Source organism: Stenomitos rutilans (assembly GCF_059505485.1).
In genome coordinates this window covers 117,335-137,032 of record NZ_JCACKR010000173.1, presented here as the reverse complement: position 1 = coordinate 137,032, position 19,698 = coordinate 117,335, and the positions used below count along the sequence as shown (strand labels likewise).

At 50.6% G+C, this 19,698-nt stretch carries 16 protein-coding genes; 10 read left to right on the top strand and 6 right to left on the bottom strand.

Annotation, left to right across the window (positions count from 1 at the left end; translation table 11 throughout):
* The first annotated feature begins 379 nt into the window (after positions 1–379).
* The 5 genes from AC5JLP_RS35110 to ppk1 all read left to right on the top strand — a co-directional run bounded on the left by AC5JLP_RS35110 (position 380) and on the right by ppk1 (position 6,154).
* On the top strand, positions 380–1,087 hold the full coding sequence (locus AC5JLP_RS35110; protein WP_496072523.1) for a PTPA-CTERM sorting domain-containing protein: 708 nt from the start codon (positions 380–382) through the stop codon (positions 1,085–1,087).
* Positions 1,088–1,681: 594 nt separating this feature from the next.
* Entirely contained in the window at positions 1,682–2,278 is a 597-nt protein-coding gene (hpsJ-C, locus tag AC5JLP_RS35105) for an HpsJ-like protein, cyanoexosortase C-associated (RefSeq protein ID WP_496072522.1), read from the top strand.
* Between the two features lie 4 nt (positions 2,279–2,282).
* Positions 2,283–3,200: a cyanoexosortase C gene (crtC, locus tag AC5JLP_RS35100; protein WP_496072521.1), complete on the top strand. Its 918-nt coding sequence runs from the start codon at positions 2,283–2,285 to the stop codon at positions 3,198–3,200.
* Between the two features lie 126 nt (positions 3,201–3,326).
* Positions 3,327–3,824 (top strand): SMU1112c/YaeR family gloxylase I-like metalloprotein, encoded by a 498-nt coding sequence (gene gloA2, locus AC5JLP_RS35095; RefSeq protein WP_496072520.1) that lies wholly within the window; start codon positions 3,327–3,329, stop codon positions 3,822–3,824.
* Between the two features lie 188 nt (positions 3,825–4,012).
* Positions 4,013–6,154: a polyphosphate kinase 1 gene (gene ppk1 / locus AC5JLP_RS35090; RefSeq protein ID WP_496072519.1), complete on the top strand. Its 2,142-nt coding sequence runs from the start codon at positions 4,013–4,015 to the stop codon at positions 6,152–6,154.
* 129 nt (positions 6,155–6,283) lie between these two features.
* On the opposite strand, the gene AC5JLP_RS35085 is transcribed toward ppk1, so the two are convergent.
* From AC5JLP_RS35085 to AC5JLP_RS35070, 4 genes are all read right to left on the bottom strand, one after another.
* Positions 6,284–7,285, bottom strand: a complete 1,002-nt coding sequence (locus AC5JLP_RS35085) for a diguanylate cyclase domain-containing protein (protein ID WP_496072518.1) — start codon at positions 7,283–7,285, stop codon at positions 6,284–6,286.
* Positions 7,282–8,115 (bottom strand): response regulator, encoded by an 834-nt coding sequence (locus AC5JLP_RS35080; protein WP_496072517.1) that lies wholly within the window; start codon positions 8,113–8,115, stop codon positions 7,282–7,284. Before AC5JLP_RS35080 ends, AC5JLP_RS35085 begins: the two co-directional genes overlap by 4 nt.
* A gap of 350 nt (positions 8,116–8,465) precedes the next feature.
* Positions 8,466–9,371: an MBL fold metallo-hydrolase gene (locus tag AC5JLP_RS35075; RefSeq protein WP_496072516.1), complete on the bottom strand. Its 906-nt coding sequence runs from the start codon at positions 9,369–9,371 to the stop codon at positions 8,466–8,468.
* 727 nt (positions 9,372–10,098) lie between these two features.
* Positions 10,099–10,701, bottom strand: coding sequence for an inorganic diphosphatase (locus AC5JLP_RS35070; RefSeq protein WP_496072515.1), 603 nt, complete (start codon positions 10,699–10,701; stop codon positions 10,099–10,101).
* 347 nt (positions 10,702–11,048) lie between these two features.
* On the opposite strand from AC5JLP_RS35070, the gene AC5JLP_RS35065 reads away from it, so the two are divergent.
* A complete protein-coding gene (locus AC5JLP_RS35065; RefSeq protein ID WP_496072514.1) occupies positions 11,049–12,611 on the top strand; it encodes a sensor histidine kinase in 1,563 nt (520 codons plus the stop codon).
* 7 nt (positions 12,612–12,618) lie between these two features.
* Complete coding sequence (locus AC5JLP_RS35060) at positions 12,619–13,083, top strand: response regulator (RefSeq protein WP_496072513.1); 465 nt, start codon at positions 12,619–12,621, stop codon at positions 13,081–13,083.
* Positions 13,084–13,297: 214 nt separating this feature from the next.
* Here AC5JLP_RS35060 and AC5JLP_RS35055 read toward each other — a convergent pair whose 3' ends face one another.
* Positions 13,298–14,110, bottom strand: coding sequence for an inositol monophosphatase family protein (locus AC5JLP_RS35055; protein ID WP_496072512.1), 813 nt, complete (start codon positions 14,108–14,110; stop codon positions 13,298–13,300).
* A gap of 79 nt (positions 14,111–14,189) precedes the next feature.
* Positions 14,190–15,608, bottom strand: a complete 1,419-nt coding sequence (locus tag AC5JLP_RS35050) for a BCD family MFS transporter (protein ID WP_496072511.1) — start codon at positions 15,606–15,608, stop codon at positions 14,190–14,192.
* Positions 15,609–15,866: 258 nt separating this feature from the next.
* On the opposite strand from AC5JLP_RS35050, the gene AC5JLP_RS35045 reads away from it, so the two are divergent.
* The 3 genes from AC5JLP_RS35045 to AC5JLP_RS35035 all read left to right on the top strand — a co-directional run bounded on the left by AC5JLP_RS35045 (position 15,867) and on the right by AC5JLP_RS35035 (position 19,581).
* Positions 15,867–16,844 carry an aldo/keto reductase gene (locus AC5JLP_RS35045; RefSeq protein ID WP_496072510.1) on the top strand — a complete coding sequence of 326 codons (978 nt, stop codon included), beginning with the start codon at positions 15,867–15,869 and terminating at the stop codon, positions 16,842–16,844.
* A gap of 603 nt (positions 16,845–17,447) precedes the next feature.
* Positions 17,448–17,819, top strand: a complete 372-nt coding sequence (locus AC5JLP_RS35040) for a response regulator (protein WP_496072509.1) — start codon at positions 17,448–17,450, stop codon at positions 17,817–17,819.
* 97 nt (positions 17,820–17,916) lie between these two features.
* Positions 17,917–19,581 (top strand): FAD-binding domain-containing protein, encoded by a 1,665-nt coding sequence (locus tag AC5JLP_RS35035; protein ID WP_496072508.1) that lies wholly within the window; start codon positions 17,917–17,919, stop codon positions 19,579–19,581.
* Positions 19,582–19,698: the final 117 nt, after the last annotated feature.

The following is a 19,698-nucleotide window of genomic DNA, read 5'->3' as shown; positions in this document are numbered from 1 at the left end:
CCCTCTATCAAACATTCAAAGGTGAAACGCTTGTCTTTAAAGATGCGATAAAGCCTCTTGCAAAACGTTGTTGAGCTTGAGCCTATCTACGTACGATCACAGGTAACCGAGGGAAGGTATAAGCAAAACACCCACCTTGCATCGGTTAACTATTGGGCTGAACCCCTTCTACCAACGGTGCACTGCCAAGGCTACTGGATCACACGGACAAAAAGTCTCTTCAAACGCAGCCACTACACGGGTATTGATTAACCGTACAGTTGTTTGTCTCACCCGTCATGCTGGGATCGCTATCTACAGAGCACTTTCTTCTGTCGTTTCCGGTAGCCTACCAGGTTCAGTTGAAACCATTTGCAACCGAACGTACCTGTAGGTAGACATGATGCATTTAAACTTGAAACAACCGTTTGCGATCGTTGCAGCCACTGTCGCTGCGTCCACCCTTTCTCTATTGGGTTCCCATGCCGCTCAAGCACTGAGCGTTTCATCGGGGCCTTTACCCACTACTCCAGGTGTAAACCTGATTGATTTTAATGGGCTAGCGCCTGGCACAGTGCCCACAAATGCCGCCACGCCCATTGACCTGGGTGATGGCGTAACGCTGTTTGATGGCGTTCCTGGTAATCGTAATACGGTGACGACGACTGAGTTTACACCCCCTGTCGGTAGCGACGGCAATTATCTCAAAGTGCGTCAAACAAATGCAACGTTTAGCTTTGAGAAGCCCCTCACCTACTTTGGGCTACTGTGGGGTTCGATCGATGCCGAAAATACCATTCAGTTCTTCAATAGCTCCACGACAACATCTGTGAGCAGCTACACCGGATCTAGTCTTGCCAGCTTGCTCGGTTTTTCGCTGCTGCCGTTTTCAGCCAATTTGGGTGCCGATGGTACCAAATATATTGAGTTTGCCCTGGCAGACATTGGTGCCGATGTAGACAGGGTTGTTTTAAGCACTGGCTTTTCGCCCTTTGAAGTCGATAATGTGGCGTATCAAGCCATTCCTACCCCTGCTCTTTTGCCAGGATTGCTTGGTATGGGAATTGCGGCACTACGGAAGCGTAAAGCTAAAGCAGTAGAAGGCTAAAGCAAACAGTTCATTGTGCAAACGGTGGTGAGACTCTGCTTTGTGCTGAGTACACTACTGTTTGCAAGCGATATAGCTTTCTAGCAGTGCTCCATTCGGCAAGACCGCGTTTCGACTAAAACCTTGGAGGCTTAAGCGCCTACATTCGCTTAAGATGCCTGACTTTTGGTAAAACCCTCCAAGGTTTGCGTCAGTCCTATTTGATAGATCATCGTTGATACCTTTAGGACTTACGCAAAAGCGGTCATCTTTCGCCCCCTAGCCCCCAATTCTGGGGGAACCGAGCCAGTTAAAACCCCCAGCATTGAGGGTTTGGGGGCAAATGCGTAAGTCCTAACCTTGTAAGGTGGGCACTGTCCACCCTACTTAAGTCAGTGTTATTCAACCATAGCTTTCTAAGAACGGGTATGGGGTATGGGGTACCGGGTGTGGTGAATGCAAACGCAAACGGCTGTAAGTGCAAATTGTTGGCTATATCAAGTTTTTACAGTAGATACCCGGATCACTACGTACTGCTGCGGAAAGTTGAATTGTCATTGCAAACGATTCTCCGCAATGGTGCCTGACCCTCTTCAGTAAAGTGGTATTGATCTTATGGCTTCCCTTTCTACTCAAAGTCCTGTTGGTATTAACGCAAAGCCTCTCTGCCGAGTCGTTGGGTTGGCGTGTGTCGCTGGTTTTGTGGTTGATTTACTCATTCTGGCGTTACCCCCTACGCTCAATAGTGCGGAGTGGCGAGTTGGGTTTTTGCAGCAGATGAGCGATCGCAGTATCGTTTTACTGTTTGGTGCAGCGCTTCTCATTTATAGCAATCTTGACTACCGTACCTGGCGGAAACAGTTGGCTATGCTGTGTCTGGTACTGGGAATTGTGTTTCAACTTTCTTGCATTTTGGTGATTAGAGACAGCCTATCGCTGAATGATAGTGCAACTAAAAACATCAATATTCAAGCTTCTCAAGTGCAATCTCAGATTGAAACGGCCAAAAATGATCCGAAAGCGGCTCCCAATCTTACGTCAGAGCAGCTAGATAAGGCTTCTCAGCTTGTTACCACTCGTGCCGGTTCATTGAAAAACACGGCTAAAACAAGCATTCTCAAAACGGCAGGAGCCATTGTGGGCAATTTTGTCGTGGTTGGCTTAGCGCTGATTGGGTTAGGGCGCTATGGTATGCGTCCAAGTAAGGGTTGAAATTATGCAGTGGCAAAAGCGGTTAAGGGAGGCAACCCAGGGTTCATTGCGTGAGTTGCTCAAAGATACGCATGGGCGCATTGTGCTCTGCGGTCTCCTGGTAGGGCTATGGTATTTGCCCGCCTGGTTGGGTGTTTTGTTTCATCGCATGGGGAAAGGATCTTCTAGCCTGGTTTTGCTGCTTGCGATCGTCTACCTGGGTTTGCAGGAACTGTGGAAACAACGCCAACAGCTTGCTAAAAGTCGGGTTTCTGATGCCGATCGCTTTTTGGGACACGCACTCATCCTGACAGGTGCTGGGCTTTTTCCGTTTTGCCGCTTTGCCATCTGGTCGCAAGCACTTATTTGGCTAGTCATTTTGATTGGGATTGCGTGCAGTGCATGGGGAGGAGGATTTTTCCGTAGACATGCCCTTACAACCGCGCTCATGGCACTGAGCGTTTATCCTCGCCCTGGAGAAACTGCCAAGATTATTTGGGAAATATTCACCCCACCCCGTATGCTCGATCGGCTCACTGCATGGTTGGGCAGTGGAGCATTGCAGGTGATTGGGCAACCCGCAACAGTGACCAATGATGTTTTTATTTCGTTGCCGACAGGCTCAGTTGAAGTTGGCTGGGGCTGCAATGGGTTTGGGATGGCAACCAATATCGCGATCGGGGGTTTAATCTTGGGGCTGTTTTTGAAACAAAGTTGGTTCAAGATTATCCTCTTAATGGTGCTTGGCACTGTTTTGGCGCTTGTGCTCAATATTCCCCGCGTCATGTTAGTAACGTATGCTGCGGTGTACTGGGGCAAATATTGGTTTGATTTTTGGCACACTTCATGGGGTGCTCAGCTTTTTGTAGCCGTCTTATTTACCATTTATTACTATTTGGTGATGGCGATCGTGAACCGATCACCCAAGAGGATGCAAGCTTAGTAGCTGGGAAGTAGTGCCTTGAGTTAATCATGCTGTTAATTGGTTGAAGGCCGCTTCGTTGCGCGTGATGTACATCCTACAGCGGTTGTTGATTAGCTCAGCCACAGTCCTTTGAGGACGGGTGTGGTGAATGCAATTGAAGGCTGTAATAATGAAAACGAAGTGGATGCACTCACGCTATTAAGGCTGAGTTCGATGCGATCTACGGCTGCGAACCATCAATACTTAAATGGCTGCTCCATGTTTGAAGGCATTCATCACGTCGCCATCATTTGTTCTAACTACGAGCGATCGAAGCACTTCTACGTCAACCTTTTGGGCTTTCCCATTATCCAGGAAACCTTCCGTGCCGCTCGCAATTCTTACAAGCTCGATTTGGATATTGGGAATGGTGGTGCGATCGAACTCTTTTCTTTTCCAAATCCGCCTGATCGACCCAGCACGCCTGAAGCTTGTGGACTTCGGCACCTGGCCTTTAAGGTGGACGATCTGGATGCAACAGTTCACCATCTTCAAGCCCAAGCTGTTGCAGTGGAACCGATTCGCACGGATAAACTTACCAACAAACGGTTTACTTTCTTCAAAGATCCTGACGGATTGCCCCTTGAACTTTATGAGATGTAGCAGCTTGTAATCTGGGGTGGTGCGATCGCAATCCTTGCTTGTAGAAGCTTTAAGACAATTGGCTAGCTAGCAGGTTGAGCCTCCTCAACCTTCGGCTCAACGACATTCTTAAACCCATGTGTTCTGCAACACTTTCTTTTCAAAGCCACATCTGGGAGGATTTCTAGCAACGACCTCCAGGTAAATTCATGACGAGAGCTAGAGAGATTACTCCAGACATTAACCTGAGCGATCCGCAATACTATTTCAACCGTGAGTTGAGTTGGCTTGAGTTTAATCATCGCGTGCTGCACGAAGCCCTCGATCCGCGCACTCCCCTCCTAGAGCGGTTGAAGTTTCTAGCCATCTTCAGCTCTAACCTGGACGAATTTTTCATGGTACGGGTTGCAATTTTAACGCAGCAGGTAGAAGCACAGTTGGATAAAGTCGCGCCTGATGGCAGAACGCCCCAACAGACCCTAAATGCCATTAGCCAACGGTTACGCCCGATGGTGACCGAGCAGCATCGCCATTTTGAGCGCGAACTCCGTCCTCTCCTAGCTGAAAAGGGTATACATATCCTGAACTACATGGATTTAGATCAGGAGCAGCGACGCTATCTGCAAGGCTATTTTGAGCAGCGCGTGTTTCCCATTCTGACGCCGCTGGCAGTCGATCCAGCGCACCCGTTTCCTTACATTTCCAACCTCAGTTTAAATTTAGCGGTGCTGGTGAAAGACCCCATCACTCAAAAAGAATTGTTTGCCAGGGTCAAAGTGCCCAACAGCTTACCTCGTTTTATCGTGCTGCCGTTAGATCAGCAGAAGCCCGATCGCGCCAAAGTTTGGGCAGGCGTACCCTTAGAGCAAGTCATTGCACATAATTTAGAGATGCTCTTTCCTGGCATGAATATCCAGGAATATTCTCTGTTTCGCATTACGCGCGATGCCGATTTAGAATTGGAAGAAGACCTGACCCACGACCTGTTGCTGTTGATTCAGCAAGAATTGCGCAAACGGCGGATGGGCGGTGCGGTAGTACGGCTAGAAATTGAAGCCTCTGCGTCGCAAGCTGTGCGCGATCGCCTGATGCGCGAAAAAGAACTCACCGATCGCGATGTCTACGAGGTAGAAGGATTGCTAAACCTCAAGGATTTAATGTCGTTTCTGGCCTTGCCGCTATCAGAACTTAAAGACCCGCCCTGGATACCCGTCGTCCCTGCGCGGCTGCGCCAGATTACAGAGGCCGCCAAGTCCAACGCAGTTCCATCATCAGAAACGGGTGAGGATATTTTTACATTGATTCGTCAGCAGGATTTACTCGTCCATCATCCCTACGAATCATTTACAGCCTCGGTAGAACACTTCATCACGCATGCAGCGCAAGATCCGGATGTGCTGGCGATCAAAATGACGCTGTATCGTACCTCTGGCGATTCACCGATCGTCAAAGCGCTGATTGCCGCTGCCGAAAATGGAAAGCAAGTTGCCGTTTTAATTGAACTAAAGGCCCGGTTTGATGAGGAAAATAACATCAACTGGGCGCGGCGGTTGGAAGAAGCAGGCGTCAATGTGATCTATGGGGTCGTTGGCTTAAAGACACACACCAAAGTGGTGCTCATCGTGCGTCAGGAAGCAGACGATATCCGTCGCTACGTCCACATTGGTACAGGCAACTACAATTCTAAAACCGCAAAACTCTACACCGACTTGGGCTTATTTAGCTGCCAGGAAGACTTGGGCGCTGATTTGACCGATTTGTTCAATTTCCTCACGGGCTATTCACGGCAGCAATCCTATCGCAAGCTGTTGGTGGCTCCGGTCAACCTGCGCGATCGCATGATTGCCCTGATCCGTCGAGAAGCCGAGCATGCCAGTCGTGGCGATCGCAGCCACATTATTGCCAAAATGAACTCTTTAGTTGATCCACAAATCATCAAGGCACTGTACGAAGCCTCTCAGGCAGGTGTGGAAACTGATCTGATTATTCGAGGGATCTGCTGTCTTCGCCCTAGGGTTGCGGGCGTGAGCGATCGCATTCGCGTGATTAGCATTGTGGGTCGCTTTCTCGAACACTCGCGCATCTTCCACTTCCATAACAACGGAGAGGAAGAAGTCTTCATTGGCAGTGCTGACTGGATGCCACGCAACCTCGATCGCCGAGTCGAGGCCATGACCCCAGTTGAAGCGCCCGCACTGGCAACTCAACTCCGCGCCATTCTCGATTTGTTTCTAGCAGATAACCGCCACGCCTGGGATTTACAGTCTGACGGTGATTATGTGCAACGACACCCTCACGAGGCACCAGAATGGGATGCCCAAGTGGAACTAGCAAACCAGGCACAGCGGTAGAGCGATGCATGGCTGGGTAATTTGGGGTATGAGGGGTAGGGTGTGGGGTGTAGGGTATCAAGCAACGTATTGAGTTTTCAGCAGTCAGCAATCAGCTCATCCCTTCCCCTCTTCCCCTGCCTTCAATAGTTAGGACAACGCATGAATGCAGAAGCGATCGCGCCCTGTTGCCTTTGCCTGATACAGGGCTTTATCCGCTGCGGTGATCAGCGTTTCTGGCAGAAAATTCAGGGTGCGATCCGGTATTACACTCGAAACGCCTACACTAAGCGTGACATACGGACTCACACTAGAGTTGGGATGGACTAATTGCAACGCTTGCACACCCGCCTGGATCATTTCTGCTACTTTAACCGCACCCTCGATCGGAGTATTGGACAAAATCACGGCAAATTCCTCTCCCCCGTAGCGTGCTGCCAAATCGCCAGGACGCTTGGCTACCGCACTAATGGCATTGGCAACCTGACGCAAGCAGGCATCTCCGGCCAGGTGCCCATAGCCATCTGCATCGTTGTACCGTTTAAATAGGTCAACGTCACAGAGAATCAACGATAGCGGTTCTCCATTCCGCATCATCCGCCGCCATTCCTGGTCAAGGTGGGCATCCAGCATCATGCGATTCGCAAGCTGCGTTAAAGCATCCACCGTAGCTAACCGATGAAACAGCTTGGTGGCCGTTTCCAGTTGTCTTTGCAGTTGCGATTGTTGAATGAGCCTGCGAACCCGCTGGCGCAAAACAGCCCAGTGAATGGGCTTTGTCACGTAGTCAGTCGCGCCAGCGGCAAATGCTCGATCGACCGAAACCTGATCATCCAGGCTAGTGATCATCAGAACGGGCGTATGGTCAGCTTCGGGCAATGCTTGTAATTGCGCGCAGCATTCAAACCCATCCATTACAGGCATCATGCCATCCAGCAATACAATATCTGGCTGAAAGCGTGTACAGGCTTCGATGCCTTCTTCGCCATTAGTGGCTTCAATAATTTGATAGCTTCCTTTCTCCAGAAAGCGTCGAATCTGAGTTCGGATCACGTTCTCATCATCGATCAGTAAGATCAGGGGCGATGCTTTGGGCATAAAGGGCTGAGACAGAGGTGATTTAAGCAGCGAGAGATTGATAGGAAGGTTCATAACGCTCGGTAGGATTGTGTCTGCCTTAAAGCAGCTTCAACGCACGCATACTCAGATTCCAGGCAGGCAACCTCGATCGTAATGTCGTCGATCGACGCACTCAGAGACATTGTTTCCAATGCACTACAGCGCTGACTGAGGGAGAGCGCCCCTAAAGAGGCACTGCTTGCTTTCAGTCCATGCGCGATACGTTGTACCGTTTTCACATCGTGATGGCTAACAGCCAGGTGAAGTGTTTGCAACAATCGAGGGGCCTCTGCCAGATAGCAAGCAATCAACTCAGCAATGACGGCGTTTCCCGTTTCCCCCATTTCTTGCCTAAAAGATGAGAGCACGGCTAAATCTAGCGCAGCGTAATTGTGGCAATTTGTTACAGAAGCTGGAGATCCCGTAGAGTCTGGAGAAAAGTGGCCTTCAACATGAGCGATCGATGCCCTCAACGGTTTGCACTGACCCAGCACCTGACCTAGTTCCTGCATCCTAATTGGCTTACTCATGTAGTGATCAATACCAGCGCGGAGACACATCTCACGATCGCCCGACATCACATTTGCCGTCAAAGCAATCAGATAAGGTCGTAAATGGGATGGTGCTTGTTGGCAGATCCGGCGAGCCACTTCAAGTCCATCCATTTCTGGCATTTGTACGTCCAGCAACACCACGTCATAGGGTTGTTGTTGCAGCACTGCCAAAGCTTCCAGACCGTTCCCTACCACGTCTGCCTGATAGCCAAGACGCTTCAGCATTAGCAGCGTAACCTTCTGGTTGACCAGATGATCGTCTGCCAACAAAATTTTAAGCGGAAGGACGCGATCGAATGCAGACACCATAATGCTTTGGTCGATTAGAGAAACCTATATGACTGGGCGATCGTTCAGGCAGACTATAGCGCCATGCTGCGATCGCGGCTCGACGTGCAAAGAAGCAGCACGTAGTTTCTCTATAAGAGTGCCCACATTTTTTCCCAAGAGACCGTAGAGCATCTTTGCGGCATACAGAACTTGCGTCCTGATAGCCAAGCTCAAAGGCCTAAGAGGGAAGGACGTCGTTAGAATTCAGGAGCCAGGAGCCAGCAGAAGCATGATGCGATGCCGATCTGTAAAGTCAGGCAAACGCATAAATCCCTCACGTTGAACGGGTTACAGGAACGTATGGAAGGGCTGCGATCGCTTGGGTGGCTTTAGATGACAGGAATAATCATGCCTTCACGCGCCAGCACGCTATTGGGAAATACCGATCGCACCTGCGCTTCGACACCGTCTAGAAAATCATCGCTATGGTTCGGGTCGTGGTGGAAGATCACCGCTTTTTTAACGCCTGCCGCTTTTGCTAGCTTGATGGCTTCTTGCCAGGTTGAGTGTCCCCAGCCAATCTTGGGGGCTTTGGGGTCGTGATACTCTTCGTCGGTGTAGCACGCGTCGTAAATTAAAATGTCAGCGTCGCGGGCAAGGTACAACAAATTCTCATCCAGGTGATCGGGATAATGCTCTGTATCGGTGGCATAGACAACTGTATGATCCTGCCACGTCACTCGATACCCCATTGCCGTATTGGGATGATTCAGCGGCCCGGTTTCGATCGTAACGTCTCCTAGCTGCATGACATCCCCAGGAAGCAGGTCATAAAACTTCAAATCAGATTGCATGACCTGAATGGGCACTGGAAAATTGGGGTGCAGCATTTGATCGCTGAGGCGCTGCTTCATCGTTGCACCATTAGGTGCGATCGCACCATAAATATGGAAGCAGTTGCCCTTCACAAACGCGGGCACAAAAAAGGGAAAGCCCTGAATATGATCCCAGTGGGAATGGGTAAAGAAGATGTACGCTTCAACAGGCATCTGTTTTAGCAAGTGCTTTCCCAGCACACGTATCCCTGTCCCTCCGTCGAAGATAAGCCGTTTTCCGTCCACTCGCATCTCTACGCAGGACGTATTGCCGCCATAGCGCACAGTTTCACTACCAGGCGCAGGAATGCTGCCTCGAACGCCCCAAAACTCAACTGCGAATTCTGGTGATGATGACACAGACGCTGTGTCGGCAGATTGAACCTGGAGGTTGGATGCAGGTGAATCAGGGTTTGGCATTTTTGATCTGATTAGTCTTTTCTAACAAGTCTGTAAAGGGTAATGACACGATTTAAGCGAGTATAAAGACAGCATTGAACCACACGGTGGCAGGTGAAGGCGGATTGGTCATCTTTCTGAAGAGATGGTTGTACTAAAGGGGTTGACACTTGATCCAGCAGCATCGGTTAAACGATGACCAGTCACGATCGTCAAAGTTGGAGATTATTGCTTTACCAGCCAGCGGCCTGAATGGCAGTGGTTAATAACGTATCCTAATCCATGCATAAAATTATTGGTCTATTCGTAATGCCTCATCAACTCTTATGCTACCCATATTGTTGACATCAGCAGCTATAACAAAGCAATGATGGTTGAAGGCTTAGCTCAGAAGCGCTCTTATTATGTATAAGGCGGAAAGTATGTTCGCTTTCCTGTTAATCAAAAGATTCAGAAGGAGCAAGACAGCAAGATTTACTGACGACCGCTTTACCGTGATGTAGCTAGACATAGTGAATGTGATAGAACCGAAAGCGACGCGGCAAAAACCATCGGTTGAGAATTAAGAAGGAGAATACAAAAGAATAGCATTCTCCGCTAGATTCTTCGGTTGTAACTATTCCCTAAAACTGGTTATCTTTTAATCATCAGGATAATCTTCAATATTCCCTGAGTATAAATATTTTTAACAGGCTTAGGAAGTGTGACTCCTAAGCCCCTTACTATATCAAGCACAGTACAGGCTTTTCTAGCCTTTGGCTCTGCCTGCTTTGACGCACTGTTCTACCAATGGCAAAACGTGCTCAACATCTTTCCAGCCTAGAATTTCGGTCACTTTCTTCTCCAGATTTTTATAAGATCTAAAGAATTCAGCGATTTCATCCAGACGGTGGGGGGCTATGTCGGCAAGGCGCTTCACATGGGTGTAGCGAGGGTCTTTGTCGGGAACACACAAAATTTTCTCGTCACGATCGCCGCCGTCAATCATTTCCAGCATTCCGATTGCACGCGCCGGGATGACGCAGCCAGGAAACGTCGGTTGATCCATCAGCACAATACCATCCAGGGGATCGCCATCATCCGCTAGAGTATTGGGCACAAAGCCATAGTCATAGGGATACTGCACAGAGGAGTAGAGCACACGGTCTAAGGCAAACGCATTCAAGTCCTTATCGAACTCATACTTATTTTTACTCCCAGCGGGAATCTCGATCAGGACGTTTAGCAAACCGGGCTTGGGTTGGGCGGGTATACGGGACAGATCCACAGCAATTCTCCAAACTAGCGAGGGGATGGGGGAGAAGGCAGAGGGCAGAAGGCAGAAGGCAGAAGGCAACGTTTTATCCTTCATCCCCTATCCCTCATCCCTACAGTTCCTCTCCCCGATTAGCATTTTACGGGAAGACGGAGACAGAGTACGCGGAGGGCGATCGCACGAGGCAACCTGCATTGAGATCAATGTTAGGCCGCTGGCGATGGAAAATGGTTCGCGTAAATGAAAATGGTAAGCTTATCCTAAATAGGACTGAGGCAGAAAGCGGGCTTCTTCACGAGAAGCTTCTGTTTGAGCCATTAGTTACGTCCAGAAACCTGGTTTCTCCCCAACTCTTTGCATCCGTCCTGCTAAAAACACTTCATTCTATGCAAGCAAATACATCGCAAGCAAATATATCGTGTCCGTGAGGATGCATCATACCAATGCGGAAACTTGCGCTGACAGAGTCTTGCTGTTGGTTTGTCATTGCTCTATGTATCGTCGTTTTGGCAGGTTGGCAATTCGATGTCATTCTCCTGCGCCGTCTCCTTCCGCACGCACCTCAAACAACCCCCCTGTCTGCTTTGATGCTGTTGGCGCTTGGTGCCGCGTTGATGATCTCCCAAAGGCTCTTGACCGATAAGGTCGCCCGTAGATGGATATGGGTCTGCCAGGGGTTATCTGGTGCAGCTATGCTGGCAGCGCTTTGGGTAGGTGTGCAATACTTGTTCAACCTTGGATCAAGTATTGAAATCGCTTTGTATCCACGACTCGTCACGCAAAACGGCGGTGTGTTTCCTGGTCGACCATCGCCTCAGACGACTGTAAGCGTTATTCTGGTCGGGTGCTGTATCGGTCTGTCTCCAGCAACGGCTCGGCGATCGCAACGGTTGGTCATGCTCCTTGCATTGATGGGTATGCTCCTGCCGTGGCTTGCTTTGTTCGGATATGCCAGCACGACCAATTTGTTTTATGCACTACCTACCAACCCGCAAACCGGTATCTCGCCCTTAACTGCGATTGGTTTTCTAACACTGGAGATCGGCGTGTTGGGCTTGCGACCTCATGAAGGCTTGATTGGCTTGCTAACCGCCCCGTCATCAGGTGGGCAAATGGTCAGGCGGCTCCTGCCAATTGTTCTGGTTGTTCCCATTCTTTTTGGCTGGGTGGTCACATATGGGCGTGGCTCAGGCTTTTTCGACACTGCCACCAGCTTTGCCCTCAGTTGGGGTGTGACCAGTTTGCTTTTCGCCGCGCTCGTTATTTGGCAGGGCACGATCCTTCATCAGTATGACACTAGACTCAAATTTCAGTCTGAAGCGCTTGAGCGCAGCAACATAGACCTGCAACAGTTCGCTTACATCGCCTCACACGACCTACAGGCACCGCTGCGCAGTATTAGCGGGTTTACCCAATTGCTCCAGCAGACATATGACGGACAGTTAAGCGATGAAGCGAACGATTGGATCGATCGGACAGTCGCCAGCACCAATCAGATGCAGGCGATGATTAATGACATCCTGGCATACTCCCGGGTTGATTCGCGTGCTCGCCCCTTTGAGCCAGTCCCTCTGTCCGATGTCTTTAGCCAGGCTCAGGCAATGCTGGCAACTTCGATTCGTGATGCAAATGCAACAGTGACCCGTGACGAACTGCCGACGGTTATGGGCGATCGATCGCAGCTCGTACAGTTGCTACAAAACCTGATCGGCAACGGGCTTAAATATCAGGGCGACCAAGCGCCTCGCGTGCATATCACGAGCGTAAAGAAAGAGGGGGCGTGGGTCATTGCTGTACAGGATAATGGCATCGGCATTGAGCCACAGTATCAAGAGCGGATTTTTGAAATCTTCCGCCGACTGCATACGCAAAAGGAATATCCTGGCACCGGGATTGGTTTAGCGATCTGCCGACAGGTGGTCGAACGTCACGGAGGAAAGATTGGGGTCACGTCTGTTCCAGGTCGGGGCAGTACCTTTTACTTCACAATTCCATTCAGGAGGTGATTCAGCCATGACCAACCAACCAAACAGTCATCAGCTTGGGAAAATCTTACTGGTAGAGGATAATGAGAACGATGTGATCTTGACCCGCGCGGCTTTCAAGCGAGCCAAGCTCGCCATTGATCTTTATCACGTGGAAAACGGTCAGGCGTGCCTAGATTTTCTGCGCAAGCGCGATCCGTACGCCGACGCGCCCACGCCCGATCTGATTTTGCTCGATTTGAATATGCCCATTCTGGATGGACGCGAGGTGCTCCAGCAAATGGTTGCCGATGACAAGCTAAACCATTTACCTGTGGTCATTTTGACCACCTCGGCAGAAGAAAAAGACATTCTGACCATGTATAAGCTGCGCTGTAGTTCGTACATCGTTAAGCCCATTGACTTTGATCAGTTCATGCGTGTCGTGCATGATTTCGCCGACTACTGGTTTACCGTTGTTGTCCTTCCACCCAAAGAAACAAGACGGACTTGAGACATGCACGAGCAGCTCACAGCCAGCAGGTTAAGGAGAAATCGCCACCCAACACGGTAGGGATCTGACTACTAAACAGCGTGCAGCAGCGACTGATGCCTACATGATGAAGATTACTCTCAGGACGATCACTCAAGCGTTGCCTGTACGAGGTTTGTGTTGTTGCTACTGGCTCTTTTGCCGCAGGTTTTCTTAGCGCGTTGATCACTTGCAACTATTCTCTTCCTAACGTTTGAACAAGTGGCAAGAAGGTAGGGACTAAGGCGGTTTGGCTAACAACCAGGGTGGGGTAAGCCCGATCGCCATAGTCTTTTCCTACCTGAAGAGGAAAGATTGGTTGCGGTTCTAAGGGAGTCCAGACGGCTCCTGCGGCTTGTACGATCGCCCAGACAGCAGCAATGTCCCAAATTTTGGGGGTGGCTTCGACTCCGCCAAGGGTTGCTCCAGCCGCTACGGTCAGCAGGTTGTACGTTGCGACTCCTAACATCCGAATTTTGCAGGGGAAGGGGTTTTTGAGTAAGCCAGTGCTGCGGGTGCAGAGGTTGAAGAAATGGTTAGAGGTGAGAGCATCGGTACTGGCGTGAATGGGGCGATCGTTCAAAAAAGCACCCGTTGGCATCTCTAAACCAGATGTACCGCGCCAGTAACCGTGAAAGGATTGATCTAAAGGCGGTAAGTGGACGTAGCCAAAAGTGGGTGTGCCTTTGTAAAGCAAGCCTAATGAAATGCCCCAGATGGGTATGCCTCGCGCAAAGTTGGTGGTGCCGTCTAAGGGGTCAACAATCCAGCACCAATCATTGGCAGGGAAAATGTGTTCGACTTCTTCGCTGAGAACGCCATGATCGGGAAAAGCCTGGGCGATCGCGCCTCTCAATGCCTCATCTGCCCATCGATCAGACTGTGTGACCAAACTACCATCTGCCTTTTCTGCCGCCTGCACCTGCCCAAAGTCTTGCAATAGCTGGGTGCCGACACGAGCAGTCGTGGTTTGAGCAAAGCTGAGTACCTGAGTCCAGAAGTCAACCATGAGAGTTATGAGTTCTAAGTTTTGAATCTTGAGTTGCGCCTTCTAACTCATAACTCAAAACTCAACACTCAAAACTCTCCTAATCCAATTCGTTGCTCATCACCGTGGCGATCGTATCCTTCGCGCTGGTCTGAAATTCCTGGACGTTGACGCGCATCAGAAGCGCGATCGCGCCGAGCATGCAGAGTGCCTGAAGGACAAAGACCAGACCGTAAGCGATCGCCAGTTCAGTGGTGAGCTTTCTGCCCAGGTCGAGTGCTGTCCCCCCAATAATGGTCGCCATACCGCGAGACAATGCCTGTGCCAGACCCCATGCCCCAATGAAGGTGCCTGCCGTTTCAGCCGCCGTAAGATCCATCATCAGCGTAATGGCTCCGGTGGTGGTGATGCCTGCCGCCAACCCAAACAACAGCAGTGCCAGTTGCAAGAAGTGAGGATTGCGGGTGAAGCCAGCGGCAATGACCAGCACCAATGACAGCACAACAGCTTGACAGCCAAGCTTAGCCGTTTGATGTTTACCGATTCGAGGTGCTAGCGCGAAGCCTGCTCCGATAATGCCAATGAGCGTTCCTGTGCCCCAGAACGCATTCAGGGTTGCGGTGGCCCCTGCTGGCATTTTGAAGACCTCGCCACCATACGGCTCAAGGATCGCATCTTGCAGAAATAACCCCAAAGTCATTGCCAGCAAAAAGGTGAAGAAAAAGCGGGTTTGACGGTTGGCAGTGAGAATCGTCCATGCTCGCTTTAAGGTAATACGCTCACTTAAATCGGTGAAGCTCGATCGCTGAGCATAGCGAGAATATTTTTTTTCAACGCCCCAGGTTGCTGTTAGCGCCAGTAAGACAACGATCGCAGGCAGGATCAGAAACAACTGGTTAATGCTGCTCCGCAAAACGTCTAGCGATGGATCAGCGCCTAGCTTTTTAAGCATGATGCCGATCGTGATGCCACCTACGATCGTGCCACAAATCAGCAGTGCCCAGTCCACGCCCACAATTTTGGAGCGGTCTTCCTCATCTGTCACATCTACGAGCAAGGTTGTAAAAGGGGTCGAACAGACGCTAACGGCAATGCCGTATAATCCAAACATGGCGGCTAGAAGCGCTGTCCAGGCATAGGTCACGGCACTCCAGCCCGTTGCTTGCAGGCTGGCTCCAACCTGCCACATAATCTGCACCGCGAGAAACGCAATGACCGCCAGGCTGATCGCACCTATCCAGACGTAGCCTGTGCGATGTAGCCCCCACAAAGATTTTGTATCGGATAGCTGCCCAAACCAGACGCGAGCGGGTGACACTAGCAGGGTAATGGCTAGCACCACGCTGGCGATCGTGGCTGGTACCCCCAGTTCCTTAATCAAAACGCGGTTTAGTAGCCCAAACAGCAGTACCGACATCATCCCTAGCCCTAGCTGAAATAGCCCCAGGCGCAGCATGGTCAGAAGGGGAATACGAGGACGCGACACAGCGGATGAATCAGAGAAATGACTGGTTTCCATGACAGCACGAAGAGGTTTTGCGATACACGTTTTGTTCGTCAGCCTTTAGTTAGAAAGGACTGCCGATCTAATAGCATAAAGCCCTACGTCTCCCAGCATCGCGCTAAACTCTAGATGTCAAATACTTAGGACTTACGCAAAAGCGATCATCTTTCGCCCCCTAGCCCCCAATGCTGGGGGAACCGAGCCAATCAAAGCCCCCACCAGCATTGGGGGCTAGGGGCAAATGCGTAAGTCCTAATACTGTAACGTTTGTTGATGGGTGAAATGGCTGTAGACGCGATCGCATTAGGCCCCAACGGCCCCACGGTTTCTCCACTGGGCATTGGCACCTGGGCATGGGGCGACAAATTCTTTTGGAGCTACGGGAACGACTACGGTGCCGACCAGGTGCGTGAGGCATTCAACGCCACGATCGAGTCTGGCCTCAGCTTTTTTGATACGGCAGAAGTCTATGGTTTGGGCGAATCTGAGCGGTTGCTTGGACAATTCATGCAGCAAACCGACAAACCTGTTCAGATTGCCACCAAATTCTTTCCCCTACCCTGGCGCTTTAATGCCCAATCGGTTTCTGATGCATTAACCGCCAGTTTGGAGCGCTTACAGGTGTCCCAGGTTGCACTTTACCAGGTACATCAACCGTTTGATTTTCTCTTAGGAAAACGCATATTAATGAATGCCTTGGCTGATGAAGTGCAGCAGGGCAGAATTGCCACCGTTGGCGTGAGTAACTATTCTGCTGAACAAATGAGGCAAGCGCACAGATATCTAGCAGCAAGAGGCGTGCCGTTGGCTGTCAATCAAGTGCGCTACTCGTTGCTGACCCGTCACATTGAAAGCAACGGCATTTTAGACACTGCCCGCGAATTGGGCATTACAATTCTCGCGTACAGTCCTTTAGCGCAGGGATTGCTGACTGGAAAGTATACGGTTGAGTCTGCTCGATCGGGTCAGGGGCAGTCCCTCCAGGGCGCTCGCCGTCTCGATCCCCGCTTTAACCCAAACGGTTTGGAGAAGATTGCGCCTGTCATCCGTGCGCTTCAAGAGATTGGTGCAGCATATGACCGCACTCCTGCTCAAGTTGCTCTCAACTGGTTGTTGGCTCAAGGAAATGTCATTCCCATTCCTGGCGCAAAAAACGCGGAGCAGGCACGTCAGAATGCCGGAGCTTTGGGCTGGAGCCTAAGTACGTCGGACGTAGAGCGACTCGACCAACTGACACAAGCCTGGAAGTAGAACGATCGCACCGTGAAACGTTTGACCAACTGGGCATAAATCACAGAGATGGCCTTTTCAAACATCCTCTTTACAGCGGATTGATTACAGCAGATTGATTACAGCAGATTGATTGCAACTGCCTTTAGTTGGGCACTCTATCAAGTAAGCCTGAGTCAACTGAGGCACCATTCTCGTATTTGTTTTCAACGCCAAAGCGAGCCGTGAAGAGCGCTGGCTGCTGGAAAAACACCCTGACGATGCCGACTATCAGCAGCCGATCCCTCTGTAGGGATGTTACATGTAACGTCCCTACAGAGATCTGTCGTGAAATCTATTTAAATCGGTATGAGTCGGTTGATTCTGTGGCTTGACTAAAAATCGTCCTGTAATTTGAGCCAAAGAAGGTGTCGTGAGATTGCCGCACTTCTGCCGGAACCATGCTCATCTGGTGTGAAGAAGGCTATGACAAGCGTTTCATCCTTTGTGCCTGAGTGACAGCGATCGCAACCCAAATTCCCTCGTTTGACGGGCGAACCAGGGCTAAAGCGCTGACTCCCACTGGCTCAACAAACACGCTAAACTATCGCAATCATGCCTTAATCACTGAGCCGTTATGGAGTTATGACTATAGTTCTGATCGTGGACGATAGCCCCACCGTGCGGGAAATGGTCTCAGAGCAATTTAGAAAAAGCGGCTTCAGCGTCGTTGAGGCGGTGGACGGGGAAGAGGCGATCGAGCGCATCACGGCAAAGTCGCCTGATGTTGTGGTGACGGATATTGTCATGCCTCGCAAAAATGGCTACGAACTATGTCGGTGGATTAAGAATGATCCCAAAACCAAGCACATTCCTGTGGTTATGTGTACCAGTAAGAGCGAAGAGTTTGATGTCTACTGGGGCATGAAACAAGGCGCAGATGCCTACATCACCAAACCCTACCATCCACCGGATTTACTCAATGCGGTTAAGAAATTACTGCAACAGACGAGTTGATTTCATCATCATCAACCGGCTTTAGCTTGCAACCTGCATCCCCTACCCTTCTAACTACCAACAATCTCAAAGCCTTGCGTTTTGTTAAGCTGAGACAATGCCCTCAGTGCTGGCTTTATCTATGAACCGCACGATCGTCTGGTTTCGTCGGGATTTACGCATCGCGGATCATGCGCCGCTGTATCGTGCTGCTTTGCGGGGTGAGGTGATTCCCGTTTTTGTGTTCGATCGCGCCCTGCTGCACCACCCCGAAACAGGTGCCGCACGGGTGGCGTTTATGCTGGAGTGCTTGCGATCGCTGGATCAAGATTTGCGCGATCGGGGAGGGCGGCTCATTTTGCGATCAGGCGATCCGGTAGAGGTGTTGCCACAACTGATTCGTGAAACTCAGGCAGATGGCATTTATGCCCATATTGACTTTGAGCGCATCTATGGTCGGGTACGCGATGCTCGGTTGAACGCAGCACTCGTCCAAGACAACCTCAAAATCCGTTGGTTTGAACCCCTAGCGACCACACCAGATCTCATCCCGTATCCAGACTATCGGGATTTATGGTTCGCTGACATGAACGCTGATATGGTGCCCATTCCTGCCCATGTTCATGTACCCCCTGACATTGCCAGCAATCCCTTACCCACACTGAGCGAAGTCGGACATTTGCCAGATAGTAAAAAAATCCCGCCCGCTGGAACGCAAGCAGCGCGGCAACTGCTGCAAGAGTTTTTGGCAGAGAAGACCGATCGCTACTACTGGCAACTCTCCTACCCCAGCGCTGAGGCAACTACAGGCTTAAGTCCCCACATTAAATTTGGTGCGATTTCCGTGCGGGAATGCTACCAGATGACCCAGCAGATCAACTCGTCTCCTGATGGACGGGTGCAACGGAGCCGCACACAATTGATTGCTCGCTTACGCTGGGGTACTGGGTTTGCTCAACGGTTTCGCTACCTGCCGCAGTTAGAGTTGCGATCGCTCTACAGCATCTTTGACGACGATGGCTGGTCGTTTGATGAAGACCTGTATCGCGCATGGCAGGACGGTGAAACAGGCTTTCCGATCGTCGATGCGGCTGCACGATGCCTCCAAGCCACAGGCGGCTGGAAAGAACTTAACTTTCGCATTCGCGCCTTGTACTCCAGCTTTTTAAGCAATCTCCTGGGAATGGACTGGCGCTATGGAGCGCTACACTTCATGCGACACCTGATTGATGGGGATTGCCCGATTGACCATTATCAGTGGGCGATGCAGTCGGGTGTTACCCATTGCGTCGATAAAACCTGGACGCGCATCTACAACCCAGAACAAGTGGCGGTCGATCGCTGCGATCCAGAGGGTACCTTCATTAAGCGCTGGCTACCAGAACTCAAGAACTTGCCGCCCGAATGCTTGGGTTCGCCAATGCTGCTCAAGGGCTATCCTGCACCCATTCTTAACTACAAGCAAGCTCGCAAACAGCGCGTCAAGCAGCTAGAACAGCAGCGCCAGCAGTTTATCGGCTTAGAAAACGTGGTACCACATCTGTCGCGCCTGCCAGAAAGCCTCCTGCCCTTCGGAGCAGAACGTTTTGAAAGCCACATAAATTGGACGACGACAGCGGAACGTGACCTTTTCCCACTAGCCCTTGATCTAGAAACGCTTGACCCTGAACAGGCAAAAGCGCTACGCACCTGGTTTGTCGCCCATGTCGATATCAAACCTCGTCAAGCCTCTCGACGCAAAGCAAAGCTAGAGACTGACACAATTCAACTCAGCTTACTGTAGTCACTTGAGCCATATCTGCAAGACTTATGCACTCGACCAAAACCTCGGAGGTTTAAGCGGCTACATTTGGTTCAGCGCCTGATTCTTGGTTAAAACCTCTGAGGTTTGCGTAAATCC